The sequence below is a fragment of the Nocardia sp. CA-145437 genome (assembly GCF_050956485.1).
In the GTDB taxonomy this organism is placed as follows: Bacteria; Actinomycetota; Actinomycetes; order Mycobacteriales; family Mycobacteriaceae; genus Nocardia.
The window spans coordinates 3,431,189-3,458,062 of the sequence record NZ_CP191204.1; the positions used below are offsets into that span (position 1 = coordinate 3,431,189).

Here is a 26,874-nt window from a genome sequence, read left to right on the forward strand (position 1 = left end):
GGGCGCGGGACCCGCGCGCTGGACCATGACGACGCCCAGCCATACTGGCCGGGCGTCTTTTTCCGAGTGTGTTCAGTGATTCAGGTCCCTCACCCAGGAGGCATGAATATCCATGGTCACCATCCGGAATCGGTACCGCTCCGCCCTGTCCGTCTCCGCGTTCGCGGCGCTGGGCGTGAGCCTGGTCTGTACCGCCGCCCCCGCTCTCGCCGCCAATTCGATCGCGGTCACCTCCGCCGCCGCGACCTCGATCGGGATCGACTACACCTGTGAGCCGTCAGCGGGGGTAGACAGCATTCAAGCCATGGTCGGCGATCCCAATGCCGACCGCCCGGCCGCCACGGGCGCGCAGCTGACGTTCAGTTGTGACGGGTCCCAGCACACCGCCACCGTGGCGCTCAGCCCGGCCGCGGGGGAGCCGGCCCTGGAAAAGGGTGCGCCCGTACAAGTTCGGGTCGCGCTGGTCGACCAGAGCCAGACCGTGGTGTCCGGCACGGCGAAACTCCTGACTCTCGGGTAACTCGCCGAGTTCACTCCCGCCTCGGGAGCCGGTGCGCAAGCTGTTCGCTGCGTGCAACGATCCGGCAACCTACCGTTCGGCAGCGTGTGCCAGACTGTCCGCCGCGTGCCCGATGCGCAGTTTGTCGGGCCGTGGGCGGCCACGGCCGTCGGAGAACACCCCCGCCCGGATTCGAACCCGGCGCGGCATGCGAGAACCAGGAAAACCCCGGACGTGCGATTCCGCTCGATCATGTGCAGTGCGGCGGTCATGGCGGCGACGGGCCTGCTCGCGCTGACCTCGACGCCCTTCGATCTCGCGGCAAACGCCGAACCCGACGCGCTGCCCTTCTCGACCGGCAGTGGCGGGGAGGGCGCGCCGGACGGTTCGAGAATCGTGGCAACCCGCGTGATTGATGATCGGCACCTGCAGTTCACCGTGCATTCCGCGGCCATGAACATGGACTTCCCGGTGGACGTGCAGCGCCCGGCCGACACCTCCGTGCCGCGGCCGGTGCTGTACATGCTCAGCGGCGGCAGCGGCGGCAAGGGCGCGGCGTCCTGGGATCAGCGCACCAACGCCTTCGACTTCCTGGCCGACAAGAACGTGAACGTCGTGCAGCCGATCGGCGGCGCGGCGTCGTACTACACCGACTGGCGGCACCCGGATCCTCGGCTGGGCGTCATGAAGTGGACGACCTACCTCACCGAGGAACTGCCTCCGCTCATCGACGCCGCGCTCGGGGCGAACGGCCTGAACGGGTTGGTCGGCGTCTCCATGTCCGGCACCTCGGTGCTGCAATTGCCGATCGTCAAGCCGGGGCTGTACCGGTCGGTGGCCGCCTACAGTGGCTGCGCGCGGATCGCCGATCCGATCGGGGAGGCGTTCGTGCGGATCACGGTCGCCTTCGGCGGCGGCGACGCCATCAATATGTACGGTCCGTCGGGGGACCCGCAGTGGGCGGCCAACGATCCCTACCTGCACGCCGAGGGCCTGCGCGGCCTGGACCTGTACCTGTCCAGCGGCAATGGCATGCCGGGACCGCACGACAAGGTCCTGGACAAGCACTTCGCCGGGGCCGGGGACAATCTCGCGAACCAGATCCTAGTGGGCGGCATCCTCGAGGCGGCCACCGATCAGTGCACCCGCGCCATGGGCGATCGGCTCGAGGAGCTCGGCATCCCCGCCACCGTGAAACTGCACCCGTACGGCACCCACTCGTGGGGTTACTGGGACGACGAGCTGCCCGCGTCCTGGCCGGTGCTGGCGCACGGGCTCGGCCTGTAGCCGCTCGGTCCCGCCGGATCAATCCTGTTCGGGCGGCAGGTTTTCCAGCGCCCAGCGGGCCCACTCGGCCTTCAGGGCGGTGGCGCGCGCCCCGTATTCCAGGGCCAGATGGCCGTAGCGGGACAGGTCGCGTTCGTTCCAGTCGATGCCCTGCTCCAGTTCGCGCAGATTCGCGTGCTCGCGTTCGGCCCGCTCGGCGATATCGGTCAGATACGTGCGGGCCAACCCGGGCGGGATGACGCCGAGGAAGAAGATCCGCAACAGCGTCTCGTCGCGGTGCACCTCCTTCGGCGTGGTGGTGGTCAGCCACGTGCGCAGGTCCTCGAGCCCGGCGGCGGTGATCGTGTACTCCTTGCGCCCGCGCGGGCCCTCGTCGGTGACGGCGATGAGTTCGGCGCCGGCGAGCTTGGTGAGTTCGGTGTACATCTGGCTCTGCGTCGCGGGCCAGACATTGGCCAGTGACAGCTTGAAGGTTCGCAGCAGGTCGTAGCCGCTGGCGGGACCGTCCGACAGCAATCCGAGCAGGGCGTACCGAAGACTCATGGAATCAGCTTACATTCCACTATTGACATGTCGGAACTGGAGCCTCAATCTTGGACATGTCAGAACTGGAATGTCGCAGCCGTGAGCACGCCGCTGCTCGGGCAGACAGGTATCGATCATGACCACTCCTCCTCATCTCTCCGGCAACTACGCACCGGTCCCCGACGAGATCACGGCTTTCGAATTGCCCTGCACCGGAACGATTCCCGAGGACCTCAACGGCTGGTTCGTGCGCAACGGGCCCAACCCGCACGATGCCGCCTCTCCGCACTGGTTCTTCGGCGACGGCATGGTGCACGGTGTACGCCTCGAGGGCGGACGCGCTGTGTCCTACCGCAATCGGTGGGTGCGGACCACCCGGTTCACCGACGGCGCGCAGGGCATCGACGCGCAGGGCAACCGCGACTACGCCGCGGGCGCGGCCAACACCCACATCGTCCGGCACGCGGGCCGCAGCTTCGCCCTCGTCGAATCCTCGTTCCCCTACGAACTGACCAGCGAGCTGGACACCGTGGGCCCCTACGACTTCGACGGCAAGCTCACCACCGCCATGACCGCGCACCCCAAGACCTGCGCGGTCACCGGGGAACTGCATTTCTTCGGCTACGACTTCCGCGAGCCGTACCTGACCTACCACCGCGCCGACGCCGCGGGCGATCTCGAACTCAGCCGCGCCATCGATGTCCCGGCCGCCACCATGCACCACGACTTCGCCCTCACCGCGAACCATGTGCTGTTCCTGGATCTGCCGGTGGTGTTCGACATGCGGACCGCCATGTCCGGCGGGGCCATGCCGTTCCGGTGGAGCGACGACTATCAGGCGCGCATCGGCGTGCTGCGCCGCGACGACCCGCACGGCCCGGTGCGCTGGTTCGATATCGAACCCTGCTACGTCTTCCACACCCTCAACGCCCACGAGGACGCGGGCCGGATCGTGCTGTACGCCATGCGCTATCCGAGCATGTGGCGCGACACCTCACAGGGCTTCGACACCGGCGCGAACCTGTGGCGCTGGACCCTCGACCTCGTCACCGGGGCCGTTCGTGAGGAACGGATCGACGACCGGATCGCCGAATTCCCGCGCATCGACGACCGATTGGCGGGGCTCGACGTCCGCTACGGCCACGCCTCGGTCTCCGGCGGCGGCACCGGCGCGCTGCTGCGCTACGACCTGCACACGGGGTCGTCCACCGTCCACGACTTCGGTCCCGGCCGCGTGCCCGCCGAAGCCGCGTTCGCGGCGGCCGACGAAACCCCCGGCGGTGCGGGCTATCTCATGACCTACGTCTACGACGCCGCCGAAAACAGCAGTGACCTGGTCATTCTCGACGCCGACGACCTCGGCGGCGAGCCGATCGGCACCATCCACCTGCCGCGCCGTGTGCCGCACGGGTTCCACGGGAACTGGCTGCCCGACCTCTGATTCCTCGGCCGGACAGCCGTTCTCCGTCGTCAGTGCGTGCGGGGGAGCGTCATCGCGAGGGCGTCGACGGCGAAGCCGCTCGTGGTGACGCGGACCGCTGTGTCGGTGAAACGGCGGTCGCCCAGGGTGGTCCGCACGAACTGGCGGACCGTGTCGGGCTGTTCGGCGAGCGTGGCCAGGGTGGCCGCGGGGACCTCGATGCTGCCGTCGAAACCCCGTGGCTGATCGGTGATTCCGGCGGCCTGCACGGTCTGGCGGAGTCCGTCGACGGTGTGCAGGATCAGATCCAGCCGGCTGCCGTCGGCGAACTCCAGCCGCAGCGGCGTCGGCGAGACCGCGAGATCGAAGTTCTCGATCCGCGCTCCCACACCCGACGGGGTCGTGCCCGCATAGGTGTAAGGGGATACGGGCACGCTGTCGTCGACCGAATGGTCCGCGGGCGTGTTGTCCAGGATCTTGCCCGCCAGCGGCTGATCGGTGGGGACGAAGCCCCACTGCTCGGCGGTCAGCGTTTTCACCCAGTACCCGGTATGCCCGTCGGCGACGCCCTCCACGCGCAGTTCGCGTGCGGCCGAGCCGATCCCGGTCTTGTGCACCGAGACCCGGTCGGTGATCTGCCCGGGGATCTTGGGCTGCGCGGTCCACTCGGGCGCGGGCAGCTGGATCGCGGCGTAGTGGTCGTCGATCCGTTCCGAGAGCATGTCGGGGGCTTCGGGACGGCCGCGCTGATCCTCGTAGGAGTAGCGGAAGAAGACCTTGTCCGCGCCCGAGATGTCGAAGTCGTACAGGCGGGTGTAGAGGTCGCCGAAGCGGTTCACCACCAGGGTGGTGGAGCCGCTGGTGGAGATACCGACCGCCCGGAAACGGCCGCCGGCCGGGGTGGACATCTCGTAGCTGTGGTCCAGCGGCAGCCACGGGTCCACGTAGTGGATGCGATGGCCGTCGTCGGTGAGCGCGTACACGTGCGACACCTTGGCGCCGCCCACCGTGTGGTCGTTGCCCGCGATATCGCGCCAGACGTGGTCCTCGCCGGGTGAGAGCACCGACCAGGTCCACGCCGTCGTGCCTGGCGGCAGGGTGTTGCCCGGACCGGTCCACAGCGGGGAGCCGTAGCGGCTGGACCAGTTCCAGTCCTTGGGGGCGCTGAGAATACGGTCCATGGTGAAGAAGCGGCCGTCGACATCGATGGCCATCAGCTCGTCGTCGTCGGCCGAGACCCCGGCGACGCGTCCCGCCAGGCAGCCCGGCAGCGGCAGCGTGCGCCAACCGCCCTGCGCGGCGGCCGGTTTGACGTAGATCGCGCCGTCGCGGGTGGCGAAGGACCAGCGGCGGTTGAAGGTCTCCGCGGTGCCGCGCAGCAGGACCCGATCCGGCAGGGCGACGGTGGCGGCGGGGAACGCGTCCAGGCCGGCGGTGGTTTCGTCCGCACCCGGCTCGGGGGTGCCGACGGTGCCGAGCAGATCGCAGGCGGGGGCGGCGGTGGCCGCCTGCTGCGGCGCGGCGAGGGTGAAGGCGAGCCCGGCGGCGGCCGCGAGCACGCCGTGGCGCAAGGACAGATCGGTCATCACAGCCACCCGAGGGTGCCGAAGATCGCGATGGCGAGCGCGTCGACGCCCAGGATCGCGCCGACCGCGATGGCCTTGGCCCGCACGGTCGGCAGGTCGTACACGAAGAAGCAGGCCGCGAAGAACGGCACGTAGCCGACCAGCCAGATCAGGAACGGGAAGCCCGCGTGCCACCAGGACCAGTCCCAGGTCAGCACGCCCATCTTGTTGAGCAGCACCTCGACCCCGACCGCGGCCGCGGAGTTCAGCGCGATCAGCACCGGCCGGTTGGGCAGCCCGAGAATACGAGTCTCCTTGGGCGGCAGCATCTTCGCCGCGGCGATGCCCATGATGGCGAACATGAAGCAGATCTCGATGTTCAACCCGATGAGGATCTGATAGGCCGTCGGCCCGGACGCGGCCCACACCGGCGCCCGCCCGGTGCCGTGGAAGACCAGCGAGTTCCAGATCTCGTTGAACAGGTCCATGCCCCACAGCGCCAGGCCCGCGAACAGCACGTTCCAGTTCCGCCGCTCGACCTCGGTGGCGTAGATGTAGATGACGACCAGCAACAGCGGAATCACGTACCACTTGAACTGGCTGCTGTCCCGTAATAGCTCGAGCGCCACACGCGCGTGATCGGTCACCGCCGAACCCTCCCTCACCAGTTGAGCTCAGCGAGTGTGTTACAAATCACCGGTGAATGTCAACCTGTAAGCCGGATTCGCTTCTGGCGCATCCGGCGGCGCCGACCCGGTAGGGTTCGACCGCATGGCAGTCCCGTTCCGTCCGCTCCGCGAACTGGCGTTCGTTCTCGCTGCGGCCGTGGTGATTCCGATGCTCGCGACCCTCGCGTTCTCCGCCATCGGGCACCCCGAATGCGCCAGCATCCCGCAGGATGTGGGCCCGTGCGGCTACTGGGCTCGGGTGGCGTACTACGGGCCGTTCATCACGATGTGGGGTGTGATCTTCTGCGGGGGATTCGGAGCAACGCTGTGGCTGATCGCCGTCGCGGCCCGCGGCGTCTTCCTGGTGGCCCGTCGCCGCCGCGAGCGCATCCGCGCAGGCCAGCACGCCTGACCATGCCCCTGACCTCGGGGTCCCGCCCGCTTGGGATAAAATCGGTGGTTCTTGTGTGTCGACGCGACGCACAATCGATCAGTTAACCATCGGCATCCGCTGCACCCGAGGAGAAGCTTGTGATCACCGCGACCGACCTGGAGGTCCGGGCCGGAGTCCGCACCCTGCTGACGGCGCCGGGCTCGGCGCTGCGGGTGCAGGCCGGTGACCGGATCGGGCTGGTGGGCCGCAACGGTGCCGGCAAGACCACCACGCTGCGCATTCTCGCCGGTGAAGGTGAACCCTACGCGGGCAAGGTCATTCGTTCCGGAGAACTGGGATATTTGCCCCAGGATCCGCGCGAGGGCAACCTCGACATGCTCGCCAAGGACCGGGTGCTGTCCGCGCGCGGCCTGGACACCCTGCTGCGTGAGATGGAGAAGCAGCAGGCGCTGATGGCCGAGGTCGCCGACGAGAAGGAACGTGACAAGGCGATCCGCAAGTACGGCCGCCTCGAGGAGCGTTTCTCGGCCCTGGGCGGTTACGTCGCCGAGAGCGAAGCCGCCCGCATCTGCCACAGCCTGGCCCTGCCCGACCGGGTGCTGAATCAGCAGCTGCGCACTCTCTCCGGTGGTCAGCGTCGTCGAATCGAGTTGGCGCGCATCCTGTTCAGCGCCTCCGACGGCAGCGGCGGCAAGTCCGACACCACGCTGCTGCTCGACGAGCCCACCAACCACCTCGACGCCGACTCCATCAACTGGCTGCGCGGGTTCCTGCAGAACCACGACGGCGGCCTCATCGTCATCTCCCACGATGTCGAACTGCTCGGCGACGTGGTGAACAAGGTGTGGTTCCTCGACGCCGTGCGTGGCGAGGCCGACATCTACAACATGGGCTGGAAGAAGTACCTCGACGCCCGCGCCACCGACGAACAGCGCCGCGTGCGCGAGCGCGCCAACGCCGAGAAGAAGGCCTCCGCGCTCAAGCAGCAGGCCGCCAAGCTCGGCGCCAAGGCGACGAAAGCCGCTGCGGCACACCAGATGGTCAAGCGCGCCGAGCGCATGCTCAGCGAGGTCGACGACATCCGCGTGGCCGACAAGGTGGCCCGGATCAAGTTCCCCGAGCCGGCCCCCTGCGGCAAGACGCCGCTGATGGCCACCAACCTGACCAAGCTGTACGGGTCCCTCGAGATCTTCACCGGGGTGAACCTGGCCATCGACAAGGGCAGCCGGGTGGTCATCCTGGGCCTCAACGGCGCCGGTAAGACCACCATGCTGCGGCTGCTCGCGGGCGTGGAGACCCTGACCGCGGGCCAGATCGACCCCGGTCGCGGCCTCAAGATCGGATATTTCGCCCAGGAACACGACACCCTCGACGATCAGGCCACGGTCTGGGAGAACATCCGGCACGCCGCCCCCGACGCGGGCGAACAGGACCTGCGCGGTCTGCTGGGCGCGTTCATGTTCTCCGGGCCGCAGCTCGAGCAGCCCGCGGGCACGCTCTCCGGTGGTGAGAAGACCCGTCTGGCCCTGGCCGGTCTGGTGTCCTCGGCGGCGAATGTCCTTCTGCTGGACGAACCTACGAACAACCTCGACCCGGTCTCGCGTGAGCAGGTGCTCGACGCGCTGCGCAGTTACGCGGGCGCGGTGGTCCTGGTGACCCACGACCCGGGCGCGGCCGAGGCGCTCAACCCCGAGCGCGTCATCATGCTGCCGGACGGCACCGAGGACCACTGGTCGCAGGACTACCTGGAACTGATCCAGCTGGCCTGAGCGCGCGCGTTCCGGGCGCGGAGAAACCGCCGTCCGCGCCCGGAAACTCGCTTCCCGCACCGAAAAACGCGTGTTCGCCAAAACTCGGTGATTCACATCACACCGTTTCGTTGATCACAGGCATCCGAGTCTCTACCCTGGAATGAGGCGCCCACGGCGACTCGGAGGAAGCCATGAGTGACAGGCCCGCACAGGGTAAAGCCGTATTGGGTAAAGGCACGCGCGTCACCGGGAAATCCCGCGATCGCTTGCAATCCCAGCTCAAGAAGCAGTACGAGGCCGGGGCCAGTATCCGGTCCCTAGCCAGGGAAACCGGGCGGTCGTACGGCTTCATTCACAACGTGCTCGTGGAGTCGCATGTGCAACTCCGCAGCCGGGGCGGTGCCAACCGCCGCAAGGCCGGCAAGCCCGTCAGCAAGTAGCGTCCCGTTCCGGGAACACGATCGCGGGGACTCGGCCGGTGAACGCCGGTCGGGGACTTGCGATCTCGCTCCGCTCGCGATGGCGTGCGGCCGCTACGGGGTCACGGTCCCGTCGCCGAGCACCAGCAGGTTCGCCAGGCTCCGGAAAATCGGCAGACCGGTCTTGATCTCGAGATAGGCGAATTGCCCCTGGGGATTCACCTCCAGGAAGTAGAACTCGCCATCGAGCCCCACCCGCAGGTCCAGCACGCCGAAAGCCAGTCCCAGCGCGCCCATCAGCGTGGTCAGCGACTTGCTCACCGAGGCGGGCAGGCGATCGGCGGTGAACGCCACCGAGGTGTCCAGGCGCGAATCCACCCGTCCCACACCGGATTGCGAGTCGATGCGCACCACCCACTCGATGCCGTCCACCCACACGATGCGCAGGTCGCTCTCGGCCTGGATGTAGTCCTGGAAGATGGTGGGGGAGTTGCGGATCGTGGCGAGCCGGTCGACATCGGCCGGGGTGAACAGGCGGGTCTCGGTGAACGCCCCGCGTCCGGTGCCGGTGCGCTTGTAAACCACTGGCCCGGGCCGGGATTCGACGAAGGCGCGGGCCTCGTCGGGGTCATTGGTGACGAGGGTCTCCGGAATCGCGAATCCGGCCCGGGCGGCGGTCTCCAACTGCACGATCTTGCGTCCCGCGGTGCGGTCGGCCCCGGGGTCGTTGACCCACAGGGCCGGGATCGACCACAGCAGCCCCTGCAGGAAGCCGTCGCACTCGGCGCGGCGGTAGTCGTCGTCCTCGGCGCTCAGCCCGCCCGGCACCAGGGTGGGGTGCGGGCGCCGCCACCACACCGAGGTGACGTCGTCGAGTCCGAAGATGTGCGACAGGCTCCGGTAGGAGCCGTCCGCGCCGAGCCGGAAAGTGCCGTTCTCGCGCGGGAAGTCACGCATGTCGAGACGAATCGGATTGTGCCCGTGAAATTTACGCAGTGTAGCGGCGAGGGCATCGCCGTGCAGATCTTCGGCCTCGGTGACGATGAGGACCGAACCCATGGTGCGGGCCATGCGCGGCCCCCGTCAGTCGAGGCTGTCGCAGGCGATGCCGTCGTCGCTGCCGTGTTGCGACCGGGTCTGGCAGCAGGTCATGGTGGCCCCGCCGACCCCGGGTCTCGCGGTCAGATCCAGTCCGCGGGCCCAGATCTCGGTCTGCCGCCGCAGCTCGTCGTCACCGCGGGCGGGACTCTGTTCCGGCGCCAGCGTGAGCGGACGATCGGTGACCTCCACGCGACGGCGCTGGGTGAAATCGGCTGTGGCGCCGGACCGTACCCGCACCAGTACCGGACGGCCCTCGCAACCGCTCTGCGCACTCGCAGCATCCCACCGGGCGATGTCGAGCACATCCGCGCGATCCAGGGTCCAGGTGCCGTCGCCGACGCGCACGCTGATACTTCGCTCGGTGGCTGCGACAAGGTAGCCGGGTAGCTGTCGCGCGGTGTTGGCGAGGGTCGCCGATCCCGTTCGGTGCAGGGCGCCGGTCATGCGGAACTCCGATCTGCTCGGGATTTGCTGCGGGGCCGAGCGTGATCTGAATCATATCCCGCGACCGGTCGAATTCGGTCCGCATCGACAGATTTCAGCCTTCTCGGCAAACTCTGCCGGGGTTTCGGAAATCGCTCCCGCTGAAAGATTTTCGCTGAACAACCGGGGTGGGTGCGGACGGGCGTCGCGGGGCTAGAGGCCCAGGGCCTCGGGCGAGTCGGCCACGGCCCGCAGTGCCGCACCGGGATCCGCAACCAGTTTGCGGGCCGCGAGGTCGAGAATGCCGGATACGGCGTCGATCTCCGCGGACACGGTGCCGTCGAGTTTCACGATGCGCTGGCGCATCCGGAAGATTTTGCCGCCGGTGAATTCGAACTCGCAGGTCACATTCACCTCGTCGCCGAGATGCAGTTCGCGCTGGTACTTGATGGTCTGTTCCAGCACTACCGGCCCGATGCCCGCGGTCACCATCTTGTCCCCGGCGATGCCCGCGGCCTTCAGCAGCTCCCAGCGCGCGTGCTCGGCGTACTGGAGGTAGACCGCCTGATTGAGATGCCCGTTGATATCGAGCTCATAGCCGCGCACGGTGATGGGAACAGAGAATGCCATGCAAGGTCCAACCCGCGCCGACCCGATGATCATTCCGCGTGTCGGGTGGCCTATGGCACATTCAGCCCGGCGATTCTCGGGCTACCCGCCGGGCGGGATGACTCGGCGGGTGTCGCGATCGGTTGCCGGTGAACCGCGCCGGCGGCTCGGCGAATGCGCGGCGCGGCAGGCGAACTCGCGTGTTCAGGCGCGGTTCGCGGTGCGCTCGGCCCACCACCGCGGAGCGTCGACGAAGTAGTTGTCGTACTCCTTCTGCGCCGCCTCGATGTCGGCCGGGGTGGTCTGCCCCAGTGCCAGCTGCTCCAGGAATCGGAAGTACCCGTGCCGCTCCACGCCCGGCATGAGGGCGATGAACAGGCGGGCCGAGGAGCCGGGGACCGCGCCGAAGGCGTGCGGCATGAACTTCGGGACCACCAACGCCCCGCCCGCGCCGACGGTGACGATCTCGTCCCCGGCCATGACCTGGAGTTCGCCGTCCGCGACGAAGAACAGTTCGTCGGAGAGCGTGTGATAGTGCGGCGCGGCCCCGTCGGCGCCCTCGGCCAGCGTCACCTCGACGGTGCTGACCGACCCGCCCGCCTCCTCGGAGTCGATGAGCAGTCGCACCGAGGCGGGCTGCCCCGCCCCGATGATCTCGGAGTCCTCGGGGCGGCGGATGGCGGCGGGGCGGGAAGCGGGGTTCATGACAAGCTCCGAATCATTCGGTAATTGATAATTCGCTACCGAACTATATGGCATCGAATAGAGTGTTGTCCATGGGTGAGAACGAGACCGACGCCGTGGACACCATCGCGGCGCAGTGGCGGCGGGAACGGCCGGACCTGGACGGCGAGGCCATGGAGATCATCGGCCGCCTGGGCAGGCTGGCCGCGGTGGCGGGCGCGAAGGTCGAAACGGTGTTCACCGCCCACGGATTGCAGCGCGGCGAGTTCGATGTGCTTGCGGCGCTGCGCCGTTCGGGGGAGCCCTACGAGCTCAACCCCTCCGCCCTGGCCGACACCCTGATGATGTCGCGCGCGGGCATGACCGGCCGGCTCGACCGCTTGGAGCAGGCCGGTCTGGTGCGCCGCATCGCCGACGCGGGGGACCGGCGCGCCATCAAGGTGGCGCTCACCGACCGCGGCCTGCACCTGATCGACATCGTGGTCACCGACCACTTCGAGAACGAGACCCGCATCCTGTCGGTGCTGAGCGCCGCGGATCGCAAGGAACTCGACCGCATCTCGCGGCTACTGCTCGCCGATCTCGAACGCGAGGGCTGACGAGCGCGGGGCGAATCCGCCCCGGGTGATCACGCCTTGCGGCGGATGGAGGCCTCGACCAGATCGAGCACGGCTTCGAGGTTGTTGCCCGCGTGCCCGGAGGCGATGCGGGCGATGAGGCCGTCGAGGACGAGGTCCAGGTAACCGAGCAGCACCTCGGTGGGGACGTCGTCGCGCAGCGCGCCCGCGGCCTTGCGGCGCTCGAGGCGGGCCACGGTGGCGGCGGTGAGCTCCTCGGAGCGCTCTTCCCAGTTGGCCCGGAACTCCGGGTCGTTGCGCAGGCGGCGGGCGATCTCGAGGCGGGTGCCCAGCCAGTCGAAATCCTCAGGGCGGGCGAGCATATCGCGCATGACCTGGATCAGACCCTGGTTGGCGGCGACCTCGGCCATGCGGCCCGCGTCCTCCTGGGCCAGCGCCAGGAACAGCGCGTCCTTGTCCCGGAAGTGGTGGAAGATCGCGCCCCGCGACAGACCGGTCGCTTCTTCGAGACGACGCACGGTGGCGCCCTCGTAGCCGAACTCGGCGAAGCAACTGCGGGCTCCGTCGAGGATCTGGCTGCGCCGGGCGGCGAGGTGGTCGTCTGACACCTTGGGCACTGGACTCCTCCGAAACGTGTTGTGCGGGTTCTCCTTATCGATCTTGCGACCAAATCGGAGAACCCGCACGAGCGACGAGCGAAGCGACCCGGTGAGGGGTCGCGTGGCGGGCCCCGGAACTGCGCTTTCACGCGATTCCGGTGCCCGCCAACACGACTCGGTTTCGAAACAGCCCTTCGAGAACCGAGCTACATCGCAGTGACTAGCCGCGAATCATGTTGCGCAGCACGAACTGCAGGATGCCGCCGTTGCGGTAGTAGTCCGCCTCACCGGGGGTGTCGATGCGGACGACCGCGTCGAAGACGACCTTCTCGCCGTTCTCCTTGGTGGCGGTGACCTTCATGGTCTTCGGAGTCACACCCTCGTTCAGCTTGGTGATGCCCTCGATGTCGAAGGTCTCGGTGCCGTCCAGGCCCAGCGACGCGGCCGACTGGCCGGCCGGGAACTGCAGCGGCACAACGCCCATGCCGATCAGGTTCGAGCGGTGGATGCGCTCGAACGACTCGGTGATGACGGCCTTGACGCCCAGCAGGCTGGTGCCCTTGGCGGCCCAGTCACGCGAGGAACCCGAGCCGTACTCCTTGCCGCCCAGCACGACCAGCGGGATGCCCGCGGCCTGGTAGTTCTGCGAGGCGTCGTAGATGAAGGCCTGCGGGCCACCCGGCTGGGTGAAGTCGCGGGTGTAACCGCCCGAGACGTCGTCCAGCAGCTGGTTGCGCAGACGGATGTTGGCGAAGGTGCCGCGGATCATCACCTCGTGGTTACCACGACGCGAGCCCAGCGAGTTGTAGTCCTTGCGCTCGACGCCGTTGGCGTCCAGGTACTGCGCGGCCGGAGTGCCCGGCTTGATCGGACCGGCGGGGGAGATGTGGTCGGTGGTGACCGAGTCGCCCAGCAGCGCCAGCACGCGCGCGCCCTTGATGTCCTCGACCGGAGCCGGCTCCATCGACATGCCGTCGAAGTACGGCGCCTTGCGGACGTAGGTGGAGGACTCGTCCCAGGCGAAGGTGTCGCCCTCGGGGGTGTCCAGACCCTGCCAGCGCTGGTCGCCGTCGAAGACGGTGGCGTAGGACTTGGTGAACATGTCCCGGCTGATCGCCGACTTGATGGTGTCGTCGATCTCCTGCGGCGACGGCCAGATGTCCTTCAGGAAGACGTCGTTGCCGTTCTGGTCCTGGCCCAGGGCGTCGGTCTCGAAGTCGAAGTCCATGGTGCCCGCCAGCGCGTACGCGATGACCAGCGGCGGGGAGGCCAGGTAGTTCATCTTCACGTCGGGGGAGATACGACCCTCGAAGTTACGGTTACCCGAGAGCACCGCGGTGACCGAGAGGTCGTTGTCGTTGATCGCCTTGGAGATCTCCTCCGGCAGCGGACCGGTGTTGCCGATGCAGGTGGTGCAACCGAAGCCACCCACGTAGAAGCCCAGCTTCTCCAGGTACGGCCACAGGCCGGCCTTCTCGTAGTAGTCCGCGACGACCTGCGAGCCCGGGGCCATGTTGGTCTTCACCCACGGCTTGGAGGCCAGGCCCTTCTCGACCGCGTTGCGGGCCAGCAGGGCCGCGCCCAGCATGACCGACGGGTTCGAGGTGTTGGTGCAGGAGGTGATGCCCGCGACCACGACGGCGCCGTGATCCAGCACGAAGTCACCGCGCTCCGGGTCCGAGACCTTGACCGGCTTGGACGGACGGCCCGCGCTGCCGTTGGCGGCGGTCGGGACGGCGGTCTCGTCGGTGGCGGTGCCGGGGGCGACCGGATCGCTGGCCGGGAAGGACTCCTCGATGGCCTCGTCCAGCGCGGTGTGCGGAACCGGGTCGTTGGTGTAGGTGCGGATGTCCTTGCGGAAGGCGTTCTTGCTGTCCGACAGCAGGATCCGGTCCTGCGGGCGCTTCGGGCCGGCGATGGACGGCACCACGGTGCCCAGGTCCAGCTCCAGGTACTCCGAGTACGCGGGCTCGTTGGCCGCGTCGTGCCACAGGCCCTGCTCCTTGGCGTACGCCTCGACCAGCGCGAGCTGCTCGTCGGTGCGGCCGGTCAGGCGCAGGTAGTTGATGGTCTCCTCGTCGATCGGGAAGATCGCGGCGGTGGAGCCGAACTCGGGGCTCATGTTGCCCAGGGTGGCGCGGTTGGCCAGCGGAACCTCGGCCACACCGGCGCCGTAGAACTCGACGAACTTGCCGACCACACCGTGCTTGCGCAGCATGTCGGTGACGGTGAGCACCACGTCGGTGGCGGTGACGCCGGGCTTGATCTCACCGGTCAGCTTGAAGCCGACGACGCGCGGGATCAGCATGGAGACCGGCTGGCCCAGCATGGCGGCCTCGGCCTCGATGCCGCCGACGCCCCAGCCCAGCACGCCCAGGCCGTTGACCATGGTGGTGTGCGAGTCGGTGCCGACACAGGTGTCGGGGTAGGCCTGGCCGTTGCGGACCATGACGGTGGGGGCCAGGTACTCGATGTTGACCTGGTGCACGATGCCGACGCCCGGCGGGACGACCTTGAAGTCGTCGAAGGCGCCCTGGCCCCAGCGCAGGAACTGGTAACGCTCGCCGTTGCGCTGGTACTCCAGGTCGACGTTGCGCTCGAGGGCGTCGGCGGTGCCGAACACGTCGAGGATGACCGAGTGGTCGATGACCATGTCGGCGGGGGAGAGCGGGTTGACCTTGCTGGGGTCGCCGCCGAGAGCGGTGACGGCCTCACGCATGGTGGCCAGGTCGACGATGCAGGGCACGCCGGTGAAGTCCTGCATGATCACGCGGGCGGGGGTGAACTGGATCTCGGTGTCCGGCTCGGCGGACGGATCCCATTTGGCGATCGCGCGGATGTGGTCGGCGGTGATGTTCGCGCCGTCCTCGGTGCGAAGCAGGTTCTCCGCGAGGACCTTCAGGGCGTAGGGCAGCTTCTCGGTGCCGGGCACGGCCGAGAGCCGGAAGATCTCGTAAGAGTTGCTTCCGACCTCGAGGGTGCCCTTGGCGCCGAAGGTATCGATACTCGTCACGTTCAGCTCCACTCGTCTGTGAATGGGAGGGCCAGCGGCGGGGCTGTGCCGATGGCCTCGTCGAGGCGCGGGCCTCGTCCGTTTTCCGACATTAACAGTACGCTTGTCCTGTGAGCACATCGGGGGCGGGAAGAGCGTGGCGCGGTGAGGCGATCTGACACGCCGTCCCGTACCCTGCGTTCGTGACCGTCTCGCACCCCTCGGTTTTCACGCCCGTGAAGGCGGAACTACCGCCGAACACCGACTTGAATAAGATCATCGCCGATCTCGACGACAACCATGTCGCCGCCCCCGAGGGACGCGACCAGGAGGCCCTCGCGGCCATCGCCGCCGACGCGCGCGATCAGGGCGTCAAGCTCGATATCGTTGTGGTGCCGGGCAATCCGGGGATCGAGGCGAATCTGCGCGACCTGGCCAACGAGGTCGGCAAGATCGAGCACGGCACCGTGGTGGTCTTCAGTGACGACTGGGTCGGCACCTTCAGCGATCAATTCACCCGCGGGCGGCTCGAGCGCGCCGAGGACGGGGCCAAGTACCGCGGATCCGAGCACACCGCCGATGCCGCACGGGTTTTCGTCGATCGGCTGCAGCAGCCGGAGGCGGTGTCCTGGACGGTGATCACGCTGGTACTGCTGGGTCTGCTGGTCGCGGGGATCGGCGGGCTGTACGTGGTGAAGTCGCGGCGGTCCTCGGATGGGGCGCAGCCGCCGACTCCGGTGGGGTAGGGGTTCCACTGCCGACGGCGACGGGGTCGCCGGGTGGGGTTCGGGTTCGTCCCGGGCCCCTTTTTCATTGCCTGAATCCGGGTGCGCGGTAAAGCAAACCGCCCGGTTCGTACGCGACACGCCCGATTGGTGACGCGTGTCGTGTCATGTGACGCATGGTGATTGTGTGATCTACCTGCAAATATGTGGCTACTGACGAATTACATATGTGTGATTGTGGCGTGGCTGATCTGAGCGGTTCATGACATGTCGTACGGTTTCGCGATGGCACGGCTGGGACAGATGTGCCGAATGGGACTCCAGGGAGGTGCGATGCGACGACCGGCGAAGCGGCGCGGACGTCCAGCGCGAGTCGCTACGGAGTTGCTCGTAGCGGCGGTCGTGCTGGCCTGTGGCATGGCCTCCGGACACGCGGTCCCACCCCCACCCCCCAATCCCAGCGACGGCGACCTCAATGCCGCCGGAGCCCAGGTCGACGCCGGTGTCGGCGAGGTCGGCGCGCTCATCAACCAGGTCGCCACCGCCGAACAGCAGCTGCAACAGCTCGACGACGCCATCGCCGTGCGCCGCGAAGCGGTGAACAAGGCCCTGGTGGATCTGCAGATCGCCCGCGACGCCGCCGATGCCGCCGCCCAGACCGTGGTGCAGTGCCAGCAGGAGCTCACCGACGCGGGCGCGAAAGTCGATACCGCGCACGGCAATTTCGACAAGTACGTCGCGCAGGTCTACATGCGTCCCGGCTCCACCTCGCTGATCAGCTATATGGCCGCGCCGAGCCCCGAGATCGCGCTCAACCGCGCCCAGATCCTGACCATCGCCTCCAAGAATCAGCAGCAGGTCGTCGACGGCCTCCGCCACGCCCAGGTCGACCAGGCCAACAAGACCTCCGCCGCCAAACAGGCCCAGCAGGCCGCCGACGCGGCCGCGGCCGCCGCCGACGCCAAGAAAGCCGACGCGCAGAACGCCGTCACCACCGCCCAGGCCGAATTCAACCAGCAGAACAATGTCCGCAACGGCCTTGTCTCCCAGCGTGACTCGGCCCAGCAGCGCCTGGACTCCGCCCGCGCCAACGTGGCCGGCCTGCAGAATCAGCGCGACGCCTTCGTCGCCTGGGATCAGCAGCGCAAAGCCGAGGAAGCCGCCGCCCACGCCGCCGCGGTCGCCGCCGCCGCTCGCGTGGCCGCCGACCGCGCCGCCGCCGACCGCGCCAATCAGGTCGGCCAGAGCCACCGCCCGCACAAGGTCCAGGACTCCTCCCCACCCCCGCGCCGCCCCCAGCCCAACCGCTCGGACACGCAGACCACCCGTCCCAGCGGCGGCTCCCGCTCCGAACTCATCGAAACCGTCGTCGACCGCGCCATGTCCCAGCTCGGCGTCGTCTACGCCTGGGGCGGCGGCGACGAGGACGGCCCCACCCTCGGCATCCGCGACGGCGGCACCGCCGACAGCTACGGCGACTACAACAAGACCGGCTTCGACTGCTCCGGCCTCATGATCTATGCCTTCGCCGGCGTAGGCGTCTCCCTCCCGCACTACTCCGGCTACCAATACACCATGGGCACAAGGGTTCCCGTCTCCGAACGAGCCCGCGGCGACATGCTCTTCTGGGGCGCCGGCGGCTCCCAGCACGTAGCCCTCTACATCGGCAACAACAAGATGGTCGAGGCCCCCCAATCCGGCGACGTCGTCAAGGTCTCCCCGGTCCGAGAAGACGGCATCATGCCCTACGCCGTCCGCATCATCTCCTGACCCACCACCACCACCGCCCCCCTCCTCTGGCCAGGTGTCGGATCCCCGGACGGATATCGCTCAGTACCAAGGTCTATCGACGAGGTCAACTCGTCGGGGAACGCACTGATGTTCACAATATCGTCGACCTGGAAATAGCCTGTTTCCTCTTGGGGTGCAGCTATTCGTTCGAGCATCTCCGCGCTGAGTCGGTTATTCCTACCGTGCAATAGAGGGGAAGCAGGAAGTCTGCGGCCTGGAAGACACAGTTCTGGGTACCCGTACAGAGTTACGGGCAGATTCAGCTGGTGCTTTGACGGGCCATCACATGATCGCGCCCGCGTTCTCGTGGACACAACCGTTGACCAGACCGAGCCAGACCGAGCCAGGCCGAGCCAGGCCGAAAAGGGCGAGGAAAATCCTCGCCCTTCGGCAGATGGCTACGGCTGCTTCGTCGGGGCGGCCGACGCGGTCGCAGTGGTGGTCAGGGAGTGTGGTGCTGCGCGGGTTCGTAGACAACGGTGATGGCGTTGATGGTGTCGGTGTCGATCTGGAAATGCTCGGTGATATGCAGCGTGGTGGTGTGTCCGGGGATAGGTTCGAGGTCGAGCAGGTAGCGGGCGACGACGTTGTTGTCCCATTCCCGGAATGTCAGGTGGTGAATGCGCCGCAGCGGTTTGTACTGTTCGCCGGTTTCGAGCTGTTCGAGGATCTCGGCTCCGGTAGTCCCGCAGGGCTGGCCGTTCTCTACTCGGAGGGTGTTCGGGGCCAGCCGGACGGCGCTGGCGTCGTGACTGATGAGCGAATCGAGGTAGGCGCGGGCGGCGGTGATGCGCTGGCTGTCGATGCTGGTCGTGGTCATGAGCTCTTCTTTCACGTGTGGTCAGGAGATGGCGGTGGCGTGCGCGCGCAGAGCGGTCAGCAGTTGTGCCGCAAGGTGGGGTCGGCAGATCATGAGGTCGGGCAGGTAGGGGTGGCGGGCGTTGTAGCGCAGCGCTGAACCATCGATCCGGCTGGCGTGCAGGCCCGCAGCTCGAGCGACGCCGACCGGGGCGGCGGAATCCCACTCCCACTGGCCGCCCGCGTGGATGTAGGCGTCGGCGTCCCCGCGCAGGACCGCCATGGCCTTCGCACCCGCGGAACCCATCGGGACCAGTTCCGCGTCGACGGCGTCGGCCAGCTCACCGGCGAAATCCGGTGGCCGCGAGTCGCTCACGACAATGCGCAGCCGCCGTGGTGGTGAGATCGCGGGCAGATCCGCGCTGGAGTAGGTGACGCCGAGAGCGGGTTGGGCGACGGCCGCGGCGCGGATACCGTGGTCGCGTTCCCAGAGTGCGACATGCACCGCCCAGTCGGTGCGGCCGGGTAGCGCGAATTCACGGGTGCCGTCGAGCGGATCGATGATCCACACCCGCGACGCGGTCAGCCGTGCGCGGTTGTCGGGGGACTCCTCGGAGAGCACCGCGTCGTCGGGGCGTTCGGCCGCGAGCCGCTCGAGCAGGAACGTGTTGGACACGCTGTCACCACGGCGACGCAGTTCGGTGGGGTCGGCCGAGCCGATGTTGTTGTGGCGCAGTCGAAGCAGCAGTTCTCCCGCGGAACGGGCTAATCGCTGGGCCAGCTGTACGTCTGTCGTCATTGTCCGAGTCCGTAGAGGTGGTCGAGGATGATCCGAGCTTGGGCGGCGGGCGTGCCGTCGTGAGGGGTGAGGGTCAGGTCCGGGTCAGTGGGCTGCTCGTAGGGAGCGTCGATACCGGTGAATCCGGTGATCTGACCCGCGCGCGCCTTGGCATAGAGCTGTTTGGGGTCGCGTTGCTCGCACACCGGCAGCGGTGTGTCGACGAACACCTCGGTGAACGGCAGCCCGGCTGTGTCGTGCAAGATCCGGACCCGGTCTCGCTCGCAGGCGTAGGGGCTGATCAAGGAGACGACGGCGACCATTCCGGCGTCGGCGAGGATTCTGGCGACCTCGCCGACGCGACGGACGTTCTCGGCGCGGTCGGCGGCGGTGAACCCGAGGTCGCTGGTCAGCCCATGCCGCAGATTGTCGCCGTCGAGCAGGTACGCCGGTGTGCCTGCCGCGACGAGCGCGCGTTCGACTTCGACCGCGACCGATGATTTCCCCGAACCGGACAGCCCGGTCAACCAGATCGTCCGGCCCTGCGTATGCCGGTCACCGCGGTTCACGGCGGTGTGGTGCCATGCCACATTCGACGAGTTTCGGGTCGGCGCGGTGATGACCCCGGCCGCGACAGTGTTGTTGGTGGCCTCGTCGATGAGGATGAAACTGCCGGTGGTGCGGTTGAGACGGTACGGGTCGAACATCAGTGGATGCTGGGTATGGAGCCGGACCCGGCCGATCTGATTCAACGCCAGCTGATCGGCCGACTCATCGCGATGCAGCGTGTTGACATCGAGCCGGTAGTCGATGGCGGTGACCCGCGCTTTCGATTCCCGCGCGGTATGGCTGATCAGGTAACGGGAGCCGGGCGTGAGCGCGGCCTGATCACTGAACCAGCACACCATCGCGTCGATCTCATGACCGATGTGCGGACGGTTGTTCGGCCGGCACAGCAGATCACCGCGGCTGATGTCGATATCGTCCTCGAGTTCTATCGTCACCGCGCACGATGCGAACGCCGCGTCGATCGAGCGCCCGCCCGGACCCCAGATCCGCTTCACTGTCGTGGTGGCACCTGAAGGGAGAACAGTGATTTCATCGCCCGGTCTGAACACACCACTGGCTACCGTGCCCGCGTAACTGCGGTGATCGTGCAATGTCGCGTCGCGCTGTTGCTGCGGTCTGATCACGTACTGGATCGGCAGGCGTGCGTCGACGAGATTGTGGTCGGAGGCGATGTGAACGTGCTCGAGATGGTGCAGCAGCGACGTGCCCTCGTACCAAGTCATATTCGCGGTCGGCTCGACGATGTTGTCTCCCAGCAGCGCCGAGACCGGGATGAAGGTCAGGTCACCAATATTGAGTTTCGTCGCGAACTGCCGGAACTCGTCACGGATTTCGTCGAACCGTGACTGGGACCAGCCGACCAGATCCATCTTGTTGACGCACACCACCAGATGCGGGATCCCCAGCAGTGTCGCGATGAAGGTGTGCCGTCGGGTCTGCTCGACAATGCCCTTGCGGGCGTCGATGAGGATCAACGCGAGATCGGCCGTGGAGGCACCGGTCACCATGTTGCGGGTGTACTGACTGTGCCCGGGGGTGTCGGCGATGATGAACTTGCGCTTCGGGGTGGCGAAATAGCGATGCGCGACATCGATGGTGATGCCCTGTTCGCGTTCGGCGCGCAAACCATCGGTGAGCAAGGCCAGGTCGGTGTGTTCGTGACCGCGATCGGCGCTGGTGCGCGCGACAGCTTCCAGCTGATCTTCGAAGATGGCTTTCGAGTCGAACAGCAACCGCCCGATCAGAGTCGATTTGCCGTCGTCGACGCTTCCGGCGGTGGCCAGGCGCAGCATCTGGGACATCAGAAGTACCCCTCTTTCTTGCGGTCTTCCATTCCGGATTCCGAGATTCGGTCGTCGGCGCGGGTCGCGCCGCGTTCGGTGAGCCGGGTCGCGGCGACCTCGGTGATCACGTCCTCGACGGTCCTGGCCGCGGATTCGACACACCCGGTGCACGTGGCATCGCCGACAGTGCGGAATCGCACCAGCTCGGTGTAGGGGGTTTCGCCGGGCAGCAGGGTCAGATATTCGGTGTGGGCCAACAACATTCCATCGCGGGCGACGACATCGCGATGGTGGGCGTAGTAGAGCGAGGGCAGTTCGATCGCCTCGTCGGCGATGTACTGCCAGATGTCGAGCTCGGTCCAGTTCGACAACGGGAACACCCGAATATGCTCGCCACGACGATGCCGACCGTTGTACTGCTTCCACAGCTCCGGACGCTGATTCTTCGGATCCCATTGCCCGAATTCGTCGCGGAAACTGAAGATGCGCTCCTTGGCGCGGGCCTTCTCCTCGTCGCGGCGGGCGCCGCCGAATGCCGCGTTGAAGCCGCCCTCGTTGATGGCGCGCAACAGCGCGGCGGTCTGCAAGCGGTTGCGGCTGGCGCCCGGACCGGTCTGTTCGACCGCGCGGCCGGCGTCGATCTCGTCCTGGACGCTGGCGATCAGCAGGCGCAGGCCATAGGTGTCGACCGTGCGATCGCGGAAGTCGATGACCTCGTCGAAGTTGTGTCCGGTGTCGACGTGCATTACCGGGAACGGGATCGGTGCTGGCCAGAACGCCTTCATAGCCAGATGCAGCATGACCACCGAATCCTTGCCGCCGGAGAACAGCAGGACCGGGCGTTCGAGGGTGGCGGCGACCTCCCGGAATATGTGGACCGCTTCGGCTTCCAGTGACTGCAGGTGGGTGAGTTCGTAGGCGGGGGCGGTTGGGGACTTCACGGGCGACTCCTCCTGAATGACCCCATCCGAGATTCCAAATATGGAATGGACCGTTCGGCATGGGGAATAGGGGGAAGGTATGAGCCACGTCACCACCCGTCCATCGGGTCTCCCTGTCAGTGGGACACCACTGGACGCCGGTTCAAAAGTCCGGAGAGGCCATTCACCGCGCCGTCGGGGCCGCGAACGGATCCCGGCCGCCCACCTCAGCAGTGATACGGTCGGCGGCCGCCCGCAATGCCGCACCCAGGTCCAGGATCTCCGGATTGGGGACGATCCGATCGACATACATGTTCAGCACCAGCATCTGGCGTGCGTCGGCATCGAACGCCGGGGCCGCGATCAGTCCTACGCGGTGCGAGCCCACCGGATCGGCCAGCGCATCGGCGAAGTAGCTGCGGTCACCCAGTCCCGAGACCATCTCCCCGAGCAGATACCGCACATCGGCGGGCAGATCGCGAGCCCCGATGCCGGCCATCAGCGTGTGCAGCCGCATCGCTTCCTTGGTCGTGCCTTCGACCAGATATCCAGCGCTGCGGCAGTCTGCCGCGACGCGGCGCAGATGATCGCGATCGAGATCGACCGGCAACGCCGGTTCCCGCGCCAGCCACCGGTCGAGGTCCTCATCGGGCTCCCACATCACATACATCAAGCCCACCGGGGGAGCGAACGGATAGGTCTGACCGATCGTGGCGGGTGCGGACATGCCCGGGGGGCAGACGATGTCGATGACCACGATCTTGTCCCCGATCACCGCCGACGCGGTGAAGATCGTGCCGAACCGGGCGCTGAGCGCTGCCAGCTCCTGATGGACCAGCGGCGAATTCGGCAGATCACGACGAGCGGCACGACCCGCCGAGATCAACGCCGGACCCAGTCCGTAGGTCTTGGCGTGCGGCTCACGCGTGAGATAGCCGGCGGCGACGAGTTCGGTGAGGATGCCCAGGCAGGTCGGCTTGCTGATCGCGCAGCGCCGCGACACCTCGGCCAATCCGAACCGCCGCCCCTGATGGGCGACCAGGAAATTGAGCACACGCACCACGCGTGCCGTCGGCGGTGAGGTGCGCTCGAGCGTGTCCGGCTCGGCGGCGGTCGGCGACGCGCCCTGACTCATGACCGATCTGTCCCTTCGTTGCGGCTGACTCGGCAACGTGCCTTACACCTTGCACCGCTGTCGCGTCGCGCGAATGCCATCGGGCACCGCGGGGGAGTCCCACCGATCGGGACAGCCCCCGACCCGTGATGCGTCGCGGTGCTTCACTGTCGTCGCCATCACAATTCTACCCCACCGTTCCATATTTCGAACAACCGAGGGCATCGATGATCACCACCGCATTTGCCGCCGACATCGCCGCGGCCGAACAACTCATCAGCACCGCACCCCACATCCGCGCCGAACAGGACCTCAACGAAGGCCACCAATACCTTGCCGCCAGCATTCTGGCGACCCTGCATGCCGCCTGGGCAGCCGAAATCGCCGCGCCCATGTTCATCACCGGCGCCGGACCGTTCACCAAACAAGGCCTCGACAACCCCGACACCCTCTACTTCTCCGCCGCGATCAGTGACGACGCCGAATACGTCGTCACCGGAAAACGCGGCACCACAACGGATCTCAGCTTCCAAATCCTCGCCGGCGACTACACCGACACCAACGTCCCCGCCAGCGTCGCCGCCTTCGACGACCGCGACCTCGACATCGCCGCCGACGGCACCTTCGAGATCACCTTCGGCCCCGAACCCGCCGCCGGCCGCCGCAACCACATCACCCTCGCACCCGGATCCAGCCAACTCCTCGTCCGCGAGGTCTACAACGACTGGACCCAACAGCGCGGCACCATCGCCATTCGCCGCACGGATACCGCCGGCGCACCTCTGCCCGCACTGACCACGCACACGGTCCAGCGCCGATACGCCGCAGCGGGCGCCGCACTGGTCACCCGTATCCGCACCTGGCTGCAATTCCCGCAGTGGTTCTACCTCAACCTGCCGGTCAACACGCTGACCGAACCACGACTCACTCCCGGCGGCCTGGCCACCCAGTACTCCTCGGTCGGACACTACGACCTCGCCGACGACGAAGTCATGATCATCACTGTCCCCAAATCAGAAGCCCCCTACCAGGGATTCCAGCTCGGCAGCTTGTGGTACCTGTCGCTCGACTACATCAACCACCAGACCTCACTCACCACCGACCAAGCCGCCACCGACCCCGACGGCAACATCCGCCTCGTCGTCAGCGAACGCAACCCCGGAATCGCCAACTGGCTCGAAACCCTCGGCCACTCCCGCGGCTACCTCCAGTTCCGATGGCAACGACTCGACCGCGCGCTGAGCATCGCCGACGGACCCACCACCGAAATCGTCCGAATCGCCGACCTGCCGTCGAAACTGCCGTACTACGAGGAAAACCAGATCACCGCCGAACAATTCACCGCCCGCATCGCCGACCGCCAGGCCGCCTTCGCCACCCGGATGCTCGGATGAACGCCACCACAGGACTACTGCAGGACAAGGTCGTCGTCGTCTCGGGCGTCGGCGCCGGACTCGGACGGTCGATCGCGGTGCGCAGCGCCCGCGCCGGCGCCGACGTCGTACTCGTCGCGCGCACCGAAGCCACGCTCGACGATGTCGCCGCCGAAGTCACCGCGCTCGGCAGACGAGCCATCACCGTTGCTGCCGACATCACCGACCCCGACTCCGCGGCCAAGGTTGTCACCCGGGCAAAACAGACCCTCGGACGCATCGACACCCTCGTCAACAACGCCTTCCTCAAACCCTCCATGGCCGACTTCGCCCACACCGACCACCAGAGCATCCGCGACGGCATCGAACTATCGGTGATCGGCGCACTACGCATGAGTCAGCTGTGCACCGCCGAACTCGCCGACACCGGCGGCGCGATCGTCATGGTCAACTCCATGGTCGTGCGCCACTCCGACCCCATCTACGGAAGCTACAAAGTCGCCAAAAGCGCTCTGCTGGCCATGTCGCAATCACTGTCGAGCGAACTCGGACCGCAAGGCATCCGCGTCAACACTGTCGCCCCCGGCTACATCTGGGCCGAATCGCTCGAGGGCTACTTCCAGACCCTCGCCGAGGAAACCGGCAGCTCCGTCGACGACATCTACCGGGCCACCGCCGCCAACACCGACCTGCGACGACTGCCCGAACCCGACCAGATCGCCGACGCCATCGTCTTCCTCGCCTCCGACATGGCCGCCGCCATCGCCGGCCAGTGCCTCGACATCAACTGCGGCGAATACCACCACTGAAAGGACCGACGATGACAACCTCGAGCGCCGTCGCCACCCTCGGCGAACTCCACGACCTCGTCACCGATGCCACCGGACTCACCGATTTCGGCGACGACGACTACCGAGAGGGCCTGCGCATCCTGCTCGACTCCTACCGGCACGAATCCCGCCTCACACCTATGGGCGCCGCCGTCGTACAAGACGCCGTCCGCGGGGCGCTGGTCGCACGCGTGCTCAGCGAAGCAGCCTGGCAGCGACACCCCGAACACGCCGATGCGACGATCGAACGCCCGATCTTCGTCACCGGGCTCCCCAGGACCGGAACCACCGCCCTGCACCGCCTACTCACCGCCGACCCGGTCCACCAAGGACTCGAGATGTGGCTTACCGAACGGCCGCAGCCGCGCCCACCCCGTCGGCACTGGGAATCCAACACCGACTTCGGGCATGTCGACGCCAAGTACCGAGCACACCGCGCCGCCCACCCCGACATCATGGGAATGCACTTCCTCGACGCCGCCGAAGTCGAAGAATGCTGGCGACTCCTACACCAGTCGATGCAATCGATCTCCTTCGAATGCCTGTCCTTCGTCCCGTCCTACTCCGCGTGGCTCGCCACCCAGGACTGGACCCGCACCTACCAACGCCATCGCCGCAACCTGCAACTCATCGGATCCAACGACCCACACCGACGCTGGGTGCTCAAGAACCCCAGCCACATCTTCGCCCTCGACGCAATCATGCGTGTCTACCCCGACGCCCTCATCATCCACACCCATCGCGCCCCCAGTGAGGCCATCACCTCCATGTGCAGCGTCAACGCCCAAGCCACCAAAGGACTGTCCGAAGCCTTCGACCCCCAGACCATCGGCCGCACCCAACTCGACCTCTGGTCCCGCGGGCTGGACGCCTTCACCCAGGCCCGCCGCGCCTACAACCCACAACAGTTCCTCGACATCGACTACCGCGACTTCATCACCGACCCCATGGGCACAGTCGCAAATATCTACAACTACTTCGACCTCGACCTGACCGACCTGGCCCACACGGCCATCCAGGCCACGTACGACGAGAGCCGCCGCGGCGACCGTAAACCCTCCCACAACTACAGCCTCGGCGACTTCGGCCTGACCACCGCCAAAATCGACGCGAAATTCCCAACCCACTGAATCTCATCGCCGGGTTCGTTCAACCAGCTGGATCGGCGACGAGGTGGT

General features: G+C 67.1%; 24 protein-coding genes and 1 pseudogene. 12 read left to right on the forward strand and 13 right to left on the reverse strand.

What is annotated here, in order from left to right:
* Positions 1 to 112: 112 nt before the first annotated feature.
* Together ACQPYY_RS15950 and ACQPYY_RS15955 are read left to right on the forward strand one after the other, a co-directional pair.
* The gene (locus ACQPYY_RS15950; protein WP_379098570.1) at positions 113 to 520 is read left to right on the forward strand and encodes a hypothetical protein; all 408 of its coding nucleotides are present in this window, start codon (positions 113 to 115) and stop codon (positions 518 to 520) included.
* Between the two features lie 249 nt (positions 521 to 769).
* Positions 770 to 1,786 (forward strand): alpha/beta hydrolase, encoded by a 1,017-nt coding sequence (locus tag ACQPYY_RS15955; RefSeq protein ID WP_379100248.1) that lies wholly within the window; start codon positions 770 to 772, stop codon positions 1,784 to 1,786.
* A gap of 18 nt (positions 1,787 to 1,804) precedes the next feature.
* Here ACQPYY_RS15955 and ACQPYY_RS15960 read toward each other — a convergent pair whose 3' ends face one another.
* Positions 1,805 to 2,329, reverse strand: coding sequence for a PadR family transcriptional regulator (locus tag ACQPYY_RS15960; protein ID WP_433594320.1), 525 nt, complete (start codon positions 2,327 to 2,329; stop codon positions 1,805 to 1,807).
* Positions 2,330 to 2,447: 118 nt separating this feature from the next.
* Here ACQPYY_RS15960 and ACQPYY_RS15965 point away from each other — a divergent pair, with 118 nt between their 5' ends.
* A complete protein-coding gene (locus tag ACQPYY_RS15965; protein WP_433594321.1) occupies positions 2,448 to 3,752 on the forward strand; it encodes a carotenoid oxygenase family protein in 1,305 nt (434 codons plus the stop codon).
* Between the two features lie 29 nt (positions 3,753 to 3,781).
* Here the strand turns inward: ACQPYY_RS15965 and ACQPYY_RS15970 are convergent, their stop codons facing one another.
* Both ACQPYY_RS15970 and ACQPYY_RS15975 read right to left on the reverse strand, forming a co-directional pair.
* On the reverse strand, positions 3,782 to 5,317 hold the full coding sequence (locus tag ACQPYY_RS15970) for a hypothetical protein (RefSeq protein WP_433594322.1): 1,536 nt from the start codon (positions 5,315 to 5,317) through the stop codon (positions 3,782 to 3,784).
* A complete protein-coding gene (locus tag ACQPYY_RS15975; protein WP_433594323.1) occupies positions 5,317 to 5,943 on the reverse strand; it encodes a hypothetical protein in 627 nt (208 codons plus the stop codon). The genes ACQPYY_RS15970 and ACQPYY_RS15975 overlap by 1 nt, the downstream gene beginning before the upstream one ends.
* 124 nt (positions 5,944 to 6,067) lie before the next feature.
* Between ACQPYY_RS15975 and ACQPYY_RS15980 the strand changes: the two genes are divergently transcribed.
* From ACQPYY_RS15980 to ACQPYY_RS15990, 3 genes are all read left to right on the forward strand, one after another.
* A complete protein-coding gene (locus tag ACQPYY_RS15980; RefSeq protein WP_433594324.1) occupies positions 6,068 to 6,376 on the forward strand; it encodes a hypothetical protein in 309 nt (102 codons plus the stop codon).
* A 119-nt stretch (positions 6,377 to 6,495) separates the two neighbouring features.
* Positions 6,496 to 8,127, forward strand: a complete 1,632-nt coding sequence (locus tag ACQPYY_RS15985; protein WP_433594325.1) for an ABC-F family ATP-binding cassette domain-containing protein — start codon at positions 6,496 to 6,498, stop codon at positions 8,125 to 8,127.
* Positions 8,128 to 8,300: 173 nt separating this feature from the next.
* The gene (locus ACQPYY_RS15990; RefSeq protein ID WP_357082573.1) at positions 8,301 to 8,549 is read left to right on the forward strand and encodes a helix-turn-helix domain-containing protein; all 249 of its coding nucleotides are present in this window, start codon (positions 8,301 to 8,303) and stop codon (positions 8,547 to 8,549) included.
* A gap of 93 nt (positions 8,550 to 8,642) precedes the next feature.
* Here ACQPYY_RS15990 and ACQPYY_RS15995 read toward each other — a convergent pair whose 3' ends face one another.
* The 4 genes from ACQPYY_RS15995 to ACQPYY_RS16010 form a co-directional block, all read right to left on the reverse strand.
* The gene (locus ACQPYY_RS15995) at positions 8,643 to 9,599 is read right to left on the reverse strand and encodes a hypothetical protein (protein WP_433594326.1); all 957 of its coding nucleotides are present in this window, start codon (positions 9,597 to 9,599) and stop codon (positions 8,643 to 8,645) included.
* 12 nt (positions 9,600 to 9,611) lie between these two features.
* Complete coding sequence (locus tag ACQPYY_RS16000) at positions 9,612 to 10,073, reverse strand: hypothetical protein (protein ID WP_379098627.1); 462 nt, start codon at positions 10,071 to 10,073, stop codon at positions 9,612 to 9,614.
* Positions 10,074 to 10,265: 192 nt separating this feature from the next.
* The gene (locus ACQPYY_RS16005) at positions 10,266 to 10,682 is read right to left on the reverse strand and encodes an acyl-CoA thioesterase (protein WP_379098630.1); all 417 of its coding nucleotides are present in this window, start codon (positions 10,680 to 10,682) and stop codon (positions 10,266 to 10,268) included.
* A 183-nt stretch (positions 10,683 to 10,865) separates the two neighbouring features.
* On the reverse strand, positions 10,866 to 11,366 hold the full coding sequence (locus tag ACQPYY_RS16010) for a cupin domain-containing protein (protein ID WP_433594327.1): 501 nt from the start codon (positions 11,364 to 11,366) through the stop codon (positions 10,866 to 10,868).
* 71 nt (positions 11,367 to 11,437) lie between these two features.
* On the opposite strand from ACQPYY_RS16010, the gene ACQPYY_RS16015 reads away from it, so the two are divergent.
* Positions 11,438 to 11,944: a MarR family winged helix-turn-helix transcriptional regulator gene (locus ACQPYY_RS16015; protein WP_433594328.1), complete on the forward strand. Its 507-nt coding sequence runs from the start codon at positions 11,438 to 11,440 to the stop codon at positions 11,942 to 11,944.
* A 29-nt stretch (positions 11,945 to 11,973) separates the two neighbouring features.
* Here ACQPYY_RS16015 and ACQPYY_RS16020 read toward each other — a convergent pair whose 3' ends face one another.
* Entirely contained in the window at positions 11,974 to 12,540 is a 567-nt protein-coding gene (locus tag ACQPYY_RS16020; protein WP_357082556.1) for a TetR/AcrR family transcriptional regulator, read from the reverse strand.
* 202 nt (positions 12,541 to 12,742) lie between these two features.
* Complete coding sequence (gene acnA / locus ACQPYY_RS16025; RefSeq protein WP_433594329.1) at positions 12,743 to 15,535, reverse strand: aconitate hydratase AcnA; 2,793 nt, start codon at positions 15,533 to 15,535, stop codon at positions 12,743 to 12,745.
* Between the two features lie 182 nt (positions 15,536 to 15,717).
* On the opposite strand from acnA, the gene ACQPYY_RS16030 reads away from it, so the two are divergent.
* Together ACQPYY_RS16030 and ACQPYY_RS16035 are read left to right on the forward strand one after the other, a co-directional pair.
* Positions 15,718 to 16,260, forward strand: coding sequence for an Rv1476 family membrane protein (locus ACQPYY_RS16030; RefSeq protein WP_379098643.1), 543 nt, complete (start codon positions 15,718 to 15,720; stop codon positions 16,258 to 16,260).
* Positions 16,261 to 16,572: 312 nt separating this feature from the next.
* Positions 16,573 to 18,009: an NlpC/P60 family protein gene (locus ACQPYY_RS16035; protein ID WP_433594330.1), complete on the forward strand. Its 1,437-nt coding sequence runs from the start codon at positions 16,573 to 16,575 to the stop codon at positions 18,007 to 18,009.
* 463 nt (positions 18,010 to 18,472) lie between these two features.
* Here ACQPYY_RS16035 and ACQPYY_RS16040 read toward each other — a convergent pair.
* From ACQPYY_RS16040 to ACQPYY_RS16055, 4 genes and pseudogenes are all read right to left on the reverse strand, one after another.
* A pseudogene (locus ACQPYY_RS16040) lies at positions 18,473 to 19,627 on the reverse strand (3'(2'),5'-bisphosphate nucleotidase CysQ).
* On the reverse strand, positions 19,624 to 21,477 hold the full coding sequence (gene cysC, locus ACQPYY_RS16045; RefSeq protein ID WP_433594331.1) for an adenylyl-sulfate kinase: 1,854 nt from the start codon (positions 21,475 to 21,477) through the stop codon (positions 19,624 to 19,626). The pseudogene ACQPYY_RS16040 and the gene cysC overlap by 4 nt, the downstream one beginning before the upstream one ends.
* Positions 21,477 to 22,400 (reverse strand): sulfate adenylyltransferase subunit CysD, encoded by a 924-nt coding sequence (gene cysD / locus ACQPYY_RS16050; RefSeq protein ID WP_433594332.1) that lies wholly within the window; start codon positions 22,398 to 22,400, stop codon positions 21,477 to 21,479. Before cysD ends, cysC begins: the two co-directional genes overlap by 1 nt.
* A gap of 163 nt (positions 22,401 to 22,563) precedes the next feature.
* The gene (locus ACQPYY_RS16055; protein ID WP_433594333.1) at positions 22,564 to 23,514 is read right to left on the reverse strand and encodes a helix-turn-helix domain-containing protein; all 951 of its coding nucleotides are present in this window, start codon (positions 23,512 to 23,514) and stop codon (positions 22,564 to 22,566) included.
* A 206-nt stretch (positions 23,515 to 23,720) separates the two neighbouring features.
* On the opposite strand from ACQPYY_RS16055, the gene ACQPYY_RS16060 reads away from it, so the two are divergent.
* From ACQPYY_RS16060 to ACQPYY_RS16070, 3 genes are read left to right on the forward strand one after another with little or no spacing between them, the layout of a single operon-like run.
* Entirely contained in the window at positions 23,721 to 24,887 is a 1,167-nt protein-coding gene (locus tag ACQPYY_RS16060) for a hypothetical protein (protein ID WP_433594334.1), read from the forward strand.
* Positions 24,884 to 25,675, forward strand: a complete 792-nt coding sequence (locus ACQPYY_RS16065) for an SDR family oxidoreductase (RefSeq protein WP_433594335.1) — start codon at positions 24,884 to 24,886, stop codon at positions 25,673 to 25,675. Before ACQPYY_RS16060 ends, ACQPYY_RS16065 begins: the two co-directional genes overlap by 4 nt.
* Positions 25,676 to 25,686: 11 nt before the next feature.
* Positions 25,687 to 26,826: a sulfotransferase family protein gene (locus ACQPYY_RS16070; RefSeq protein WP_433594336.1), complete on the forward strand. Its 1,140-nt coding sequence runs from the start codon at positions 25,687 to 25,689 to the stop codon at positions 26,824 to 26,826.
* Positions 26,827 to 26,874 lie beyond the last annotated feature (48 nt).

Excerpts from the sequence above, each read along its gene's own strand:
- ACQPYY_RS15950 (WP_379098570.1), top strand. The coding sequence starts at position 113 with ATGGTCACCATCCGGAATCGGTACCGCTCCGCCCTGTCCGTCTCCGCG.
- ACQPYY_RS15955 (WP_379100248.1), top strand. The coding sequence starts at position 770 with ATGGCGGCGACGGGCCTGCTCGCGCTGACCTCGACGCCCTTCGATCTC.
- ACQPYY_RS15960 (WP_433594320.1), bottom strand. The coding sequence starts at position 2,329 with ATGAGTCTTCGGTACGCCCTGCTCGGATTGCTGTCGGACGGTCCCGCC.
- ACQPYY_RS15965 (WP_433594321.1), top strand. The coding sequence starts at position 2,448 with ATGACCACTCCTCCTCATCTCTCCGGCAACTACGCACCGGTCCCCGAC.
- ACQPYY_RS15970 (WP_433594322.1), bottom strand. The coding sequence starts at position 5,317 with ATGACCGATCTGTCCTTGCGCCACGGCGTGCTCGCGGCCGCCGCCGGG.
- ACQPYY_RS15980 (WP_433594324.1), top strand. The coding sequence starts at position 6,068 with ATGGCAGTCCCGTTCCGTCCGCTCCGCGAACTGGCGTTCGTTCTCGCT.
- ACQPYY_RS15990 (WP_357082573.1), top strand. The coding sequence starts at position 8,301 with ATGAGTGACAGGCCCGCACAGGGTAAAGCCGTATTGGGTAAAGGCACG.
- ACQPYY_RS15995 (WP_433594326.1), bottom strand. The coding sequence starts at position 9,599 with ATGGCCCGCACCATGGGTTCGGTCCTCATCGTCACCGAGGCCGAAGAT.
- ACQPYY_RS16000 (WP_379098627.1), bottom strand. The coding sequence starts at position 10,073 with ATGACCGGCGCCCTGCACCGAACGGGATCGGCGACCCTCGCCAACACC.
- ACQPYY_RS16005 (WP_379098630.1), bottom strand. The coding sequence starts at position 10,682 with ATGGCATTCTCTGTTCCCATCACCGTGCGCGGCTATGAGCTCGATATC.
- ACQPYY_RS16010 (WP_433594327.1), bottom strand. The coding sequence starts at position 11,366 with ATGAACCCCGCTTCCCGCCCCGCCGCCATCCGCCGCCCCGAGGACTCC.
- ACQPYY_RS16015 (WP_433594328.1), top strand. The coding sequence starts at position 11,438 with ATGGGTGAGAACGAGACCGACGCCGTGGACACCATCGCGGCGCAGTGG.
- ACQPYY_RS16035 (WP_433594330.1), top strand. The coding sequence starts at position 16,573 with ATGCGACGACCGGCGAAGCGGCGCGGACGTCCAGCGCGAGTCGCTACG.
- cysC (WP_433594331.1), bottom strand. The coding sequence starts at position 21,477 with ATGTCCCAGATGCTGCGCCTGGCCACCGCCGGAAGCGTCGACGACGGC.
- ACQPYY_RS16055 (WP_433594333.1), bottom strand. The coding sequence starts at position 23,514 with ATGAGTCAGGGCGCGTCGCCGACCGCCGCCGAGCCGGACACGCTCGAG.
- ACQPYY_RS16060 (WP_433594334.1), top strand. The coding sequence starts at position 23,721 with ATGATCACCACCGCATTTGCCGCCGACATCGCCGCGGCCGAACAACTC.
- ACQPYY_RS16065 (WP_433594335.1), top strand. The coding sequence starts at position 24,884 with ATGAACGCCACCACAGGACTACTGCAGGACAAGGTCGTCGTCGTCTCG.
- ACQPYY_RS16070 (WP_433594336.1), top strand. The coding sequence starts at position 25,687 with ATGACAACCTCGAGCGCCGTCGCCACCCTCGGCGAACTCCACGACCTC.